12 protein-coding genes are annotated in these 12938 nt (G+C 33.0%); 11 read left to right on the top strand and 1 reads right to left on the bottom strand.

The features are described 5' to 3' along the window. Window positions 1–317 precede the first annotated feature (317 nt). Together KA858_RS06470 and nhaC are read left to right on the top strand one after the other, a co-directional pair. Window positions 318–1388, top strand: coding sequence for an NAD/NADP-dependent octopine/nopaline dehydrogenase family protein (locus tag KA858_RS06470; RefSeq protein WP_210135280.1), 1071 nt, complete (start codon window positions 318–320; stop codon window positions 1386–1388). Between the two features lie 105 nt (window positions 1389–1493). Then, complete coding sequence (gene nhaC, locus KA858_RS06475) at window positions 1494–2900, top strand: Na+/H+ antiporter NhaC (RefSeq protein WP_210135281.1); 1407 nt, start codon at window positions 1494–1496, stop codon at window positions 2898–2900. Between the two features lie 335 nt (window positions 2901–3235). Here the strand turns inward: nhaC and KA858_RS06480 are convergent, their stop codons facing one another. Next, complete coding sequence (locus KA858_RS06480; protein ID WP_210135282.1) at window positions 3236–3991, bottom strand: CHAP domain-containing protein; 756 nt, start codon at window positions 3989–3991, stop codon at window positions 3236–3238. Window positions 3992–4792: 801 nt separating this feature from the next. On the opposite strand from KA858_RS06480, the gene KA858_RS06485 reads away from it, so the two are divergent. The 9 genes from KA858_RS06485 to KA858_RS06525 all read left to right on the top strand — a co-directional run bounded on the left by KA858_RS06485 (window position 4793) and on the right by KA858_RS06525 (window position 12929). Then, window positions 4793–5515, top strand: a complete 723-nt coding sequence (locus KA858_RS06485; protein WP_245342046.1) for a helix-turn-helix transcriptional regulator — start codon at window positions 4793–4795, stop codon at window positions 5513–5515. Between the two features lie 255 nt (window positions 5516–5770). Continuing rightward, entirely contained in the window at window positions 5771–6505 is a 735-nt protein-coding gene (locus tag KA858_RS06490) for a transcriptional regulator, SarA/Rot family (protein WP_245342047.1), read from the top strand. A gap of 29 nt (window positions 6506–6534) precedes the next feature. After that, window positions 6535–6858: a PH domain-containing protein gene (locus tag KA858_RS06495; RefSeq protein ID WP_107628962.1), complete on the top strand. Its 324-nt coding sequence runs from the start codon at window positions 6535–6537 to the stop codon at window positions 6856–6858. A gap of 468 nt (window positions 6859–7326) precedes the next feature. Beyond that, window positions 7327–7671, top strand: coding sequence for a transcriptional regulator, SarA/Rot family (locus KA858_RS06500; RefSeq protein ID WP_210135284.1), 345 nt, complete (start codon window positions 7327–7329; stop codon window positions 7669–7671). Between the two features lie 159 nt (window positions 7672–7830). Further along, window positions 7831–8973, top strand: coding sequence for an acyl-CoA dehydrogenase family protein (locus KA858_RS06505; protein WP_210135304.1), 1143 nt, complete (start codon window positions 7831–7833; stop codon window positions 8971–8973). Window positions 8974–9231: 258 nt separating this feature from the next. After that, on the top strand, window positions 9232–10149 hold the full coding sequence (locus KA858_RS06510; RefSeq protein WP_210135285.1) for an ABC transporter substrate-binding protein: 918 nt from the start codon (window positions 9232–9234) through the stop codon (window positions 10147–10149). A 416-nt stretch (window positions 10150–10565) separates the two neighbouring features. Beyond that, complete coding sequence (locus KA858_RS06515; RefSeq protein WP_245342049.1) at window positions 10566–11513, top strand: nucleoside hydrolase; 948 nt, start codon at window positions 10566–10568, stop codon at window positions 11511–11513. A gap of 68 nt (window positions 11514–11581) precedes the next feature. Continuing rightward, window positions 11582–12130, top strand: a complete 549-nt coding sequence (locus tag KA858_RS06520; RefSeq protein WP_210135286.1) for a biotin transporter BioY — start codon at window positions 11582–11584, stop codon at window positions 12128–12130. 34 nt (window positions 12131–12164) lie between these two features. Next, a complete protein-coding gene (locus KA858_RS06525) occupies window positions 12165–12929 on the top strand; it encodes a GNAT family N-acetyltransferase (protein ID WP_210135287.1) in 765 nt (254 codons plus the stop codon). The last annotated feature ends 9 nt before the right edge of the window (window positions 12930–12938 follow it).

The following is a 12938-nucleotide window of genomic DNA, read 5'->3' on the forward strand; positions in this document are numbered from 1 at the left end:
AATTATACGGACTTTATCTAATTTTTAAAAAATAGGATATAGTTTAGCGTTGTATAAAATTAAGTACTAATTTTTTTAGTAATGATTCATATTAATGATTTGGCAGTAGCTGACTGAATAAAAATGATTATGGCTTTAGTTTATTTTTATTCTAGCCAACTTTGCCCGGGAGCGGGACTTGGAAACAGACAGTTATTTTGGGCTGTCTTTTCAAGGTTATATAGAAATCTAGTGAAGCGATGTAGATTTCTAACCTGCTCCCTTTATTTTTAATCAAAATGAGAGACAATAAGATAGTTTGAAAGGAAGTTATAATTATGAAAATAGCAGTAGTAGGATCAGGTAATGGTGCAGTAACAGCGGCAGTAGATATGGTGAATCAAGGCCATGATGTGAAATTATACTGTCGAAATTCATCTATTAAAAAGTTTAATCATGCATTAGAAAAGGGTGGCTTTGATTTTAACAATGAAGGTACCGAATCATTTGTACCGTTTACTGAAATCAGTGATGACATTGAATATGTCTTGAAAGACGCTGAACTTGTTCAAGTGATTATTCCTTCATCTTATATTGAATACTATGCGGAAATAATGGCTGAGCACGTGACGAATGATCAATTGATCTTCTTTAATATTGCAGCAGCGATGGCTTCAATCCGTTTTATTAATGTACTTGAGGATAGACATATCGAGGTTCAGCCTAAGTTTGCTGAAGCTAATACGCTAACGTACGGTACGCGTGTTGACTTTGAAGCAGCACGTGTAGATTTATCACTCAATGTACGTAAGGTGTTCTTCTCTACTTATAACAAGAAAGAACTTAGTGACAGCTTTGAAAAAGTGAGTCAAGTTTATCCATACCTTGTTAAAGAAGAAAACTTATGGAAGACAAATTTAGAAAATGGAAATCCAGAAGTACATCCTGGGCCAACATTATTAAATGTAGGTCGAATCGATTATGCAGATTCATTTGCATTGTATAAGGAAGGAATCACGAAACACACTGTCAGATTATTACATGCGATTGAATTAGAACGTTTAACGTTAGGTCGTAAATTAGGGTTTGAACTTTTAACAGCGAAAGAGGCACGTATACAAAGAGGATATCTAGAGCGTAAAGACGAAGATGAACCATTAAATCGACTCTTTAATACGAGTCCTGTTTTCTCTCAAATTCCTGGACCTCATTCAGTTCAAAATCGTTACTTAACAGAAGATATCGCATATGGCTTAGTGCTATGGTCAAGTCTAGGACGAGCAATCGATGTGGAGACACCAAATATCGATGCGGTTATCATGATTGCGTCTACAATTTTAGAACGTGACTTTTTCGAAGAAGGTCTTAAAGTTGAAGAACTTGGTTTAGAAAAACTCGGCTTAGAATAATGAAAAGTTGAATAAACGATGTATACATGCATATTTAAGTAATCATTCAAATAAATATCTAGCTATGAAAAGAGGTCATTAATCTAATAGAAACGAGGAATGTGTATGAAAAGACAGCCATCGTTCTGGGAAGCAATATCTACAATCGTCGTTATGGTTCTTGTCGTAACAATCGGATTTATAAAATTTAATATTCCAATTCAAGTGCTATTACTTATATCTTCTGCCTATGCTGCTTTAATTGCTTGGCGTGTAGGATTAAAGTGGGAAGATTTGGAAGAGGGTATTACTCGAAGGCTAACAACGGCAATGCCTGCAATATTTATTATCTTAGCTGTAGGCATTATCGTTGGGAGTTGGATGTATTCTGGAACTGTACCAGCTTTAATTTATTACGGTTTGAAATTTTTAAATCCGCATTATTTTTTAGTTTCTGCATTTATCATTTCAGCAATTTGTAGTTTAGCCACAGGGACAGCATGGGGCTCTGCGTCTACTGCGGGTATTGCTTTGATATCTATTGCACATCAGCTGAATATCGACTTAGGTATGGCAGCAGGTGCTATTATTGCAGGTGCAGTTTTTGGTGATAAAATGTCACCATTATCAGATACTACCAACTTGGCTGCCTTAGTCACTAAGGTGAATATCTTTTCTCACATTAGGGCAATGATGTGGACGACCATACCGGCATCAATAATAGGGTTGATCGTATGGTTCTTTGCAGGATTAAATTCAAAAGGTGCAGTTAATACAAAGCAAATACATCAATTATTAAATGAACTTGATGGTATATATAATATTAATATATGGGTGTGGATACCTTTGTTAGTTATCATTATTTGCTTAGTGTGTCGAGTATCCACAGTACCTTCTATGTTAGCATCTAGTCTGAGTGCTGTTATTGTAGGTACATTAAATCATCACTTTAATATGGTTGATGGATTTAAAGCTATGTTTAACGGTTTTACACCTGTAATGACTGGTCATACCAATCTCTCTAACAATGCGACGTCGTTATTAGAACAAGGTGGCATGATGAGTATGACAGAAATACTTGTTACAATTTTCTGTGGTTATGCTTTCGCAGGTATTGTAGAGACATCAGGATGTTTAGATGTCATGTTAAATACAGTATCTAAAGGTGTAACATCAGTGGGTACGTTAATTTTAATAACAGTGATATGTTGTTTAATGTTAGTTTTTGCTGCTGGTGTAGCATCTATAGTCATTATCATGGTTGGTGTATTAATGAAAGATATGTTTGTCGATATGGATTTGGATAAAACTAATTTATCAAGAACTTTAGAAGATTCTAGTACGATGGTATTGCCGTTAATTCCTTGGGGAACTTCAGGAATTTATTACACACAACAATTGGGCGTATCCGTAGATCAATTCTTTATTTGGACAGTGCCGTGTTACTTATGTGCAATTCTAGCTATTGTTTATGGATTTTCAGGACTTGGTATTCGTAAATTAAACAACAAAAGTTATGTAAAAAATTCGTAAAAATATGTTTAATCATTTGTTAAAAGGATATACTCAAGTATGTTAAAACAATACATAGATATTTTTGTAGCGAGAATTGGATCCATGAACGATGACAAACGAATTTATTATTAGCACCATTATAGTAAAAGATATAACAATGCAAGAAAGAATGAATTTGTTGGACATACATTAAGATTGGAAAGTATGGATTGTTACTTTCCAATCTTTTTTAATACGCTCAATGATATATCCAACAGGTCACAATATTATTAAACTTGTGCACATTAAAAAGGTCAGTAAATGAATTTCTTAAAATTCATTTACTGACCTTTGTTTATTCGTTATGCATAAAATTAGTGAATGTAGTTGTATGCAGCAGCTTGGCTAGCTGAGATAGTACGTGAAGTAACAACACCAGCACCGTGACCGTAGTTCATTTCTGATACAGTAACTGAACCGTCACTACCAACGCTTTCAACATATGCTACGTGACCGTAAGCACCTTGAGAAGTTTGTAAAATAGCACCAGCTGATGGTGAATTGTTTACAGTGTAACCTGATGCAGCTGCAGCGCTTGCCCAGTTATTAGCATTGCCCCAAGTAGAACCGATTTTACCGCCTACTCTATCAAATACGTAGTATGTACATTGACCAGCAGTGTATAAGTTACTACCTGAACTTGAAGCTCTTGAAATTGACACACCATTTGATTGTGATGATGGCGCAGTAGTTGTAGTTACTTTAATGTTACGATCTGAAGTTGAGTAGCTTGCACCTAAACCACCAGTTTGTTGTGTGTTTGAACTATATGATTGTGTGTTATTGCCATAGTAATTGTAGTTATAGTTATTGTAATTATTGTAGTTATATGAATAGTTGTAGTTTGAATAATTTGATTGACTAGAGTGATTTACTTGATTTGGGCTCCAGTTACCTTTCCAAGTGTAATGATAGTTACCTTGTTGGTCGATAGTGTAAGAGTAGCTGTATGAAGTTGGATCATTTGGATTGTAGCCTTGTTCAGCTGCATGTGCCTCATGACCATGTCCAGCGATAGCGATTGTTGCAACTCCTGCAGTAGCGATTGTAGCTGTAGCGATTTTTTTCATTGTAAAATTTCCTCCTGAGAATTAAATTAATATTTTATATTTAATAGTCATTTGATGACCCTTGAGTCCAGTTCTTAATAAGTTTCTTAACGACAAGAAATACTTTATCAGAAAAAAATCATTTTGTGTGCATTGTTATCATTTTGTAATTTTTTGCTAATAAATAGTGTTGATATAAATACAATAAGTAATTTTTTGTAATATTAAAAAACGTTGTTATAGCAACGTTTTAAAAAATATATGAAAAAGATACTCATTTCTCTGTAACATTTTTGTAAAGTAACAGCAAAAATAAATTTGATATAAAATTAATAGAATTCATTATTTTTGTATTGTTTTTACAATAAGTATCTGAATCATCTTTTAATTTAATTGTATTATTACTCTCTTGCAGGCGTGTTAAAGCCATTTATAATATTTGATATTATAAAAATCATTTCGGATATAAAAATCGTTATATAAGATAATAAAATGATATAATTGGTTAAAAGTTTGCTACTGATAATACCGAAATAAAACATACAATTATATATGAAGATAGACATTCGATTAAATGCGTTAAAATTAGAGAAACGTTAATGATGCAGCAATAGTTATTAGAGTTATGGGGGATAATTTATTATTTCTGTTTATGTCATGTCTTTATATATTATAAAGTGAGAGGACGTACGTATGATTAATAACTTTTCGGTAAAACTTTTAAAAGATATAAAGATAAGTAAGCAAAAGGAATCGAATATTAAATTAATCTATTGGCTGAAAGGGTCAGGACGAGTAAATTTAAATTTAGAGAGATTTCAGATGCAAGAAAGAGATTTATTATTTGTGATGCTAAATGATATTTACTCGATTGAAAGCGAAGATGGTGCAATCGTCGCAAACATTGAAATAGCATTCAAAGATTATTTGAAGTTTGCTGATGATTATATTATGTCAAATGGCTATAAATTTTCTTCTATAGAAAGAAGACAAATAGAACCATTTATTTTAAATATACTGGAATTTGAAAGTAGACAACCGCACAAATTACAAATAAAAGATAAGCTTGTTAAACATTTATGTGTAGAATTAGGATATTTGCAAAGAAAACAACGTGTTCATTACAAATTAGAAAATGCTTTAGTTGATAAGGTACACGAGTATGTTATTGAACATCACAGTACTAAGATTAGTCGTCAGGACATGGCAAACGCACTCAATATGTCAGCTAAAGAATTAAGTAAAGTTATCAAATATCACACACCTTATCGTAATATAACGCAATATATAAATGATGTCAGATTAAAATTATGTTTAATAGACATCTTAATCAGTAATCATTTGATTCAAGATATTGCGTTCAAGCATGGGTTCAATCATCTTCCGCATTTTATCGCATTATTTAATAAAAGGTATGGAAACACACCTGGTCAAATTCGAACTAAAAATCAGTCACATCAATACCAATCATTGAATCAATCAGAAATACCGTTTGATGAAACAACCCAGTTATTAATTGCTGAAGCCAAAGCGCATTACAGTTAAAATAACCTATCAGAAGTCATCAATCACTGTTATGATTGCGTATTCGTAAGTACGACCTACTGATTCACAAAATATAAAGATGATGTTGTTTTATTGAAAGAGTCATGTAAATGTCTATCTTTGAAAAGGTTGGGTAGGAATAGTGGTACATCATTGCTATGTTCAAAGTAATCTTAATCATTTTATACGGTTAAGCGATTTGTCATAGATGCTTTCGATAGCCCAATCTAAAGATTGTGTCATGAGGTGATAGGTATGGTGGATAAGCATAAGTTAGAAACATTATTGTTTTATCTGGTTTTTATGAAGGCGGTAGGTGAGGTGTTAAAGTACAGCTACCAATTAAAGTTTGAACAATTAAAAACATTAAATGAAGTCATTAATTATTATCATGTTCATCAGCAAGGTATTTATATAGATGAATTAATCACGTATCAATCTATTTCAAAAAGACAACTAAGACATCATTTAGAGCACTTATACCATTTGGGATGGATTATTAAATTGCGTGATCATAATGATCAAAGACGCTTATTATTTCTCCCATCAACAAACTGTCAGGATAAACTCAATACGATGTTTTCTGAAATTAATGAAATGGTAAAAGTGAAAAACTTTGCATGTATATTAGAAAGTACCCATTACAATTCATTGAAATATGTCATCACTATTTTTGATGCACGATATAAAGTCCAAATGTTAGCGAAAGAATTTAATCTGAGTTTAGATGAACTGATTTTATTAGGAGCGTTCATTTCGAATCGGCAAGTCATTTCATTAAAAGAGATTCAATCTATGTCTTATCGATACTTAATATGTATAAACGCAGTTATTAATGAACTTTATCATAAAGGGTATTTAGAGAAATATCGTAATTCGATAGATGAACGCATTGTAAACGTAAAATTTATTGAATCACGAGCATATGAAACCTATCAAATATTTGTTAAATGTTACAATAAATTCCAAGAGGAAATGAGATTGATTTAATAAACATAATAGGTAAGGAGAATGAATGCATGATTTTAGATAATGTGAATCCCGATGATTTGTTCCCAACAGAGTCTAAAGGGCCTTCTGTACTAGGGATAATTGAGTATAACGTTCAAGGACAAAGTGAGTTTGAAGGTGCGTTTATTGCTACCTCTGAAAGATTAATTATGAATGTAGATATGAATGGACAATTCTATTATAGAAATATACCATACAATGAAATAGAAGCAATTGAATTTGATGGTAAAGATTTAGTGTTTACTTTTAACATTGGGAAAGTACCAATGAAACAAATTAAAACAAAAGAGATTCAACCATTTGTTGATTATGTAAACGCTAAAATTAAATAACGATCAAATGGTAGTATTAGAGAATTAAGGGATAGAACAACAGTTATTAACCATTTTTTCAGTTAGTTTAAGTCTTTAATATATTGAAAGAACGAAATAAAAAATTAATATAACGAAGCGACATTGCAAATATATCGTAGCTGACTGAATTGAGACAGCGATTTAAAGAAGCTGTGTTCAGCGCGAATCATCTTTGTGAGGAGTGGGACAATGAATTCAAAAAGAGTTCTGTCGCACTCCTTTTTTATATTCTATTAACTAGCAATTAATACAAATTGATTATGTGTAATTTAATTGATGGAACGTGTTATTGATATATAATATCATTTTAATTTCATAAAAATATTGAAATATTATACTTAAATGTTATAAAATAAATTTTATAGCATAAGAAATGTTTGGTAAGTAATAAATAGTAGACATGAACCTTGTAGCAACAAGACGTACATCAGAGGAGTGGTTTAGGATATGGGACAAATTAAAGACATCAATGATTTAGTTAACGCAACATTTCAAGTTAAAAAGTTCTTCAAAGACACTAAAAAGAAATATAATTTAAATTATGAAGAGGTTTATATTTTAAATTATATTGCAAGAAGTAAAACAAATGAATTAACTTCGAAGGAAATTGCAACGTATTCAGAGTTTAAACCTTATTACTTAACTAAAGCATTACAAAAGTTAAAAGATTTACAGTTACTTTCAAAAAAGCGTAGCATACAAGATGAAAGAATAGTTATTGTTTATGTAACAGATGAACAACGAGACAAGATTAATAAACTGATTGCTGAATTAGAAAAGTACATCAAGTAATTCATGTTTATTCATGAGAAGACTTAAGCATTGAGATATTCAATCTCTCTGACTTAAGTCTTTTTATATTGCTATCCGAACGTGGTTAACTTTCATTTTAAAATGTTGAGTGATAAACTAGGTTTAAATAACAATGACAATGAACAGGTGATATAATTGATCAATTCAGTTCTGATTAACACAGATATTCAAAGAAAATGGATACAAAAGTTTCAATCAATTGAAGAAACTTTTAAAAAAAGAGCAGCAGAAAATGATAAACAATCGAGATTCCCATTTGAGAATATTGAATGGCTAGTGCAAGAAGGTTATAGCATACTTACGTTACCCGTAGAATATGGCGGTGAAGGCGCGACTATTGAAGATATGGTGGTGTTACAAACGTATTTAGGAGCAATTGATGGTGCAACGGCGTTATCAATCGGTTGGCATTTAAGTGTCATAGGACAAATATATGAACAATCAATGTGGAATCAAGATATGCTGAATCGTTTTGCTAAAGAAATTAAAAAGGGTGCTTTAGTCAATAGAGCAGTAAGTGAAGCGGATACAGGAAGCCCTACTCGTGGTGGCAGACCTGCAACGCATGCAGTTAAGCAAGAAGATGGCTATCTATTAAATGGTGTTAAAACGTTCACATCAATGAGCAAAGCGTTGACACACTATATTGTCGCAGCTTATGTCGATGACTTGCAAGAAGTAGGATTTTTCTTAGTGCCTAGAGCCACTGATGGCTTAGAAATTGCCGATAATTGGAATATGGTAGGTATGAGAGCAACAGAAAGTCACGATTTAGTACTGAATGATGTATGGGTACCGAATGACTTTTTCGTTGAGTCAAAACGAAAACCGCAACCGAATGGATGGATATTGCACATTCCTAGCACTTATTTAGGCATTGCTCAGGCGGCACGAGATTATGCAATCAATTTCGCAACAACATATGGTCCAAATAGTATAGAAGGTACGATTAGTCATTTGCCAACTGTACAACAAAATATTGGTAAAATGGAGTCGCTATTATTATCAGCTCGTCATTTCTTATGGAGTACTGCTAAAGGCTATGATCATCCAGAAAATCAACCTAAGTTATGGAATGAAACATCTGCGAGTAAAGTACTAGTAATGAATCAAGGGTTAGAAGTAGTTGATTTAGCGATGAGAATCGTTGGCGCGAAGAGTCTTGAAATGGAACGACCATTGCAACGTTATTACCGTGATATGAGAGCTGGATTACACAATCCACCTATGGAGGATGCCGCTTATACTAACATAGCTAAATCTGTGTGTAATTTATTTTAAATAGCGTAAACAAGGTAAGTACAAGAGAACGGGAAAAATAATAGTATGACGTAGTAGTTGATCGAACAGAGAAGAAGCTTAAATCAAGCTTTTCTCAGTAGTGATGAGCTTTACGGCGGGGGAGTGGAACAACAATTTTAAAATAATGTGTTCCACTCTTTTTTAATTTTATAAATAATTTAAAATTTTATTGTAAAACGTCGCATTGTAGGATATAATTTTGTTGAAATTGATAATCGTTTTCAACAGGAGGATGTTATGAAGAAATTAATTTTACCATTACTTGTTCTAATCATGGTTTTAGCTGCATGTGGTAATAATGGTGGTTCGGGTAAATCTGATTCAAAAGAAGAAACAAAATCATATAAATTAGATAGTGGAAAGACGATAGATATTCCTAAAGATCCTAAACGTATTGCTGTCGTTGCACCTATGTTTGCAGGTGGCTTACATAAATTAGGCGCGAATATTGTTGCGGTTAACAATCAAGTTGACCAAAGCCCAATTTTAAAAGAGAAATTCAAAGATACAACAAAAATTGGTGAAGCTGACGTCGAAAAAGTGGCTAAGAAAAAACCAGATTTAATTATTGTTTACTCTACAGATAAAAATATCAAAAAATATGAAAAAATCGCACCAACAATTGTAGTTGATTATGGCAAACATAAATACCTTGAACAACAAGAAATGTTAGGTAAGATTATGGGTAAAGAAGACGAAGTTAAAAAATGGGAAGAAAAATGGAAAAAACAAACTGAAAAAGATGGCAAAGAAATCAAAGATGCAATTGGTAAAGACGCAACAGTTTCTATCTTAGATGAATTTGACAAGAAAGTTTACACTTACGGCGACAACTGGGGTCGTGGTGGAGAAGTATTATATCAAGCATTTGGTTTGAATATGCCTAAAGGCCAACAAGATTTAGTTAAAAAAGAAGGTTGGGCTGAAGTCAGTCAAGAAAAAATTGAAGACGTAGCTGGTGACTATATCGTCTCAACTGGAGAAGGTAAATCTAAACCAAGTTATGAGACAACAAACATCTGGAAAAACTTGCCAGCAGTTAAAAATGGTAACGTGATTGAAGTTAAGGCTGAAACATATTGGTATAATGACCCTTATACACTTGACTTTATGCGAAAAGATTTAAAAGACAAATTAATTGAAGCTAGTAAATAATAGAAAATAGAGACGACGATCAATTTTTTATGATATTTTAAGAGAGTCCGGGACAAAAATAATATAATGAAGCTATTTAGCAAATTCGCAGTAGCTGACTGAACTGAGAAGGCGCTTAATTCAAGCTTTTCTCAGTTCTAGTCACCCTTGTGGGGGTGGGACAACGAATTTAAAAAGAATTCTGTCCCACTCCCTATAAATATATATTGGCAGTCGTTGACTAACATAACAGTGCACTTGCAACAAGCTTCTTTTAATTTTAGTCAACCTTGTCGGTGGGGCCTAGCAAATAGCATTTCATTAAGAAAGGCTACAAGCTAAGCAAGTTGAGAGCGGAACAGCAAAATAAATTTTTGGAAAAATATCATTTCTGTCCCGCTTTATTTTCTATCTACATAATAATGGGAGGAATCACTTTGACTAAAGTATATTTTAACCACGATGGTGGTGTAGATGATTTAATATCTTTATTTTTATTATTACAAATGGAAGATATTGATTTAGTTGGTGTAAGTACAATAGGAGCAGATTGTTATTTAGAACCGTCTGTTAGTGCTTCATGTAAAATTATTAATCGATTTTCTAATGCATCATTACAAGTTGCGCCATCATATGAACGTGGTGCCAATCCTTTTCCGAAAGAGTGGAGAATGCATGCATTCTTTATGGATGCATTGCCGATATTGAATGAACAAACGACGAATCAACAATCTGACATGAGCAACCTAGAAGCGTATGAGGATATTATACGCGTATTGAGCGAGTCAACAGAAAAGATAACACTATTGTTTACGGGACCATTAACAGATTTGGCTAAAGCACTTAAAATTGATCCAAGCATTCAGAAATATATTGATAAATTAGTATGGATGGGAGGGACTTTTCTTGAAAAAGGCAATGTGGAAGAGCCAGAACATGATGGTACAGCTGAATGGAACGCATTTTGGGATCCGGAGGCAGTAAAAGTAGTATTTGACAGTGACATCGCTATAGATATGGTGGCTTTAGAAAGCACGAATCAAGTGCCATTAACATTAGATATTCGACAAATGTGGGCAAACGAACGTCATTATTCAGGCGTTGATTTTCTAGGCGTTAGTTATGCGGCAGTCCCACCTTTGACGCATTTTATAACTAATTCAACTTACTTTTTATGGGATGTCCTAACCACTGCTTATGTTGGTAATCCTGAATTGGTTCAATCAATAACAAAGCATGTTGATGTTGAACATCAAGGACCAAGTCAAGGTCGTACATATGTGACAGAAAAAGGTCGTCCTGTCCAAGTTGTTACGAGTGTAAATCATGATGACTTCTTTAAATATATTACGAAGTTAGCTAAAAAAGTAGATTCTCCTTTATAAATGTAAACTTTTTATTTTATAAAGTTTACATTAGTGGTATAATCATCTCCGTAGAAGGAGGATACAACATGAATACAAGAAATTTAGTTTACACAGCTTTAATGACAGCGATTATTTGTGTTTTAGGATTGGTTCCGGGCATTCCGCTTCCGATTATGCCAGTACCTATCGTATTACAAAATATTGGTATATTTTTAGCAGGTATGATATTAGGTAAAAAATATGGGACACTCAGTGTCATAGTCTTTTTACTATTAGCTGCTGCAGGTTTACCAGTTCTTTCAGGTGGACGTGGAGGAATCGGCGTATTTGCAGGACCATCAGCAGGATTCTTATTCTTATATCCGGTTGTTGCGTTTGGCATTGGTTTTGTAAGAGATCAATATTTTAATAAAATCAATTTTGCCGTATTATTTGTTACTACATTAGTAATTGGTGTTTTATTTTTAGATATCGTCGGTACAATTATTATGGGCTTCATTATACATATTCCAGTAAGTAAAGCCTTCTTATTGTCATTTACTTTTATGCTAGGAGATATCATTAAAGCCATCATTGCAAGTTTAATTGGCGTAACACTTTTAAATCATTCACGCTTCAAAAGTTTGATACAATAAGTCTAACAAATGAACGAGGCAGGTGGATGTAGTGATGTCGAATATATCAATCCGAAACATTGCTCAAGAGGGGCATCTATATCATGAAGATGAACGAATAATGATTTACTTAACACCTTCACAACCTTTGAAATATGATACAAATAAGTGGGTGTATAAAGAAATGCCAACTATAGAACAATGGCATAAAGATATGACTACACAGTATGAATTGCATGAGCAACAGCATTCGAATCATTTAGCGTTTACTTTTCCAGAGAATGCAAGATTGGAAGAAGTGTGGAAAAATGCAATTGAAAAGGAAGGTTTTCAACTAGGTTTACTTGAATTCTATATTATAGAAGGTAATGAATTAACACGCTTACCTAGTCGAAAAGATGTTGTGATTGAAGAAGTAAATAAAAGCAATATGGTAGATTATTTGAATATTTATTATTCATTTGCCTTGCCTTATGGTAAACCGTTTGCGATTGAGAGTGTCAATGACACGAGACGGACAATTCAGCATAAAAAAGATAACATATGCCGACTAATAGCATACGTTGACAAAGCACCTGTAGGTACTGTTGATGTGATTGAAACTGAGGAAACTATCGAAATTGATAGTTTTGGTGTTATGGAAAACTATCGAAGACAGGGTATTGGATCAACTTTACAAGCACATATAGGTAACATAGCAAACGAACGTCCAGTTATACTCGTAGCTGATGGAGAAGATACAGCCAAAGATATGTATACGAAACAAGGTTACACGTATCAAAGCTTTGTATATCATATCATCAAAGAAGATGTAAAATAAAAAGGCCAC

Origin of the sequence: Staphylococcus sp. GDX8P80P (genome assembly GCF_017893095.1) — a bacterium.
GTDB lineage: Bacteria > Bacillota > Bacilli > Staphylococcales > Staphylococcaceae > Staphylococcus > Staphylococcus borealis.

Bases quoted from the DNA above. Each gene is read 5' to 3' on its own strand.
- KA858_RS06470 (WP_210135280.1), top strand. From the start codon at position 318: ATGAAAATAGCAGTAGTAGGATCAGGTAATGGTGCAGTAACAGCGGCA.
- nhaC (WP_210135281.1), top strand. From the start codon at position 1,494: ATGAAAAGACAGCCATCGTTCTGGGAAGCAATATCTACAATCGTCGTT.
- KA858_RS06480 (WP_210135282.1), bottom strand. From the start codon at position 3,991: ATGAAAAAAATCGCTACAGCTACAATCGCTACTGCAGGAGTTGCAACA.
- KA858_RS06485 (WP_245342046.1), top strand. From the start codon at position 4,793: ATGCAAGAAAGAGATTTATTATTTGTGATGCTAAATGATATTTACTCG.
- KA858_RS06490 (WP_245342047.1), top strand. From the start codon at position 5,771: ATGGTGGATAAGCATAAGTTAGAAACATTATTGTTTTATCTGGTTTTT.
- KA858_RS06495 (WP_107628962.1), top strand. From the start codon at position 6,535: ATGATTTTAGATAATGTGAATCCCGATGATTTGTTCCCAACAGAGTCT.
- KA858_RS06500 (WP_210135284.1), top strand. From the start codon at position 7,327: ATGGGACAAATTAAAGACATCAATGATTTAGTTAACGCAACATTTCAA.
- KA858_RS06510 (WP_210135285.1), top strand. From the start codon at position 9,232: ATGAAGAAATTAATTTTACCATTACTTGTTCTAATCATGGTTTTAGCT.
- KA858_RS06520 (WP_210135286.1), top strand. From the start codon at position 11,582: ATGAATACAAGAAATTTAGTTTACACAGCTTTAATGACAGCGATTATT.
- KA858_RS06525 (WP_210135287.1), top strand. From the start codon at position 12,165: ATGTCGAATATATCAATCCGAAACATTGCTCAAGAGGGGCATCTATAT.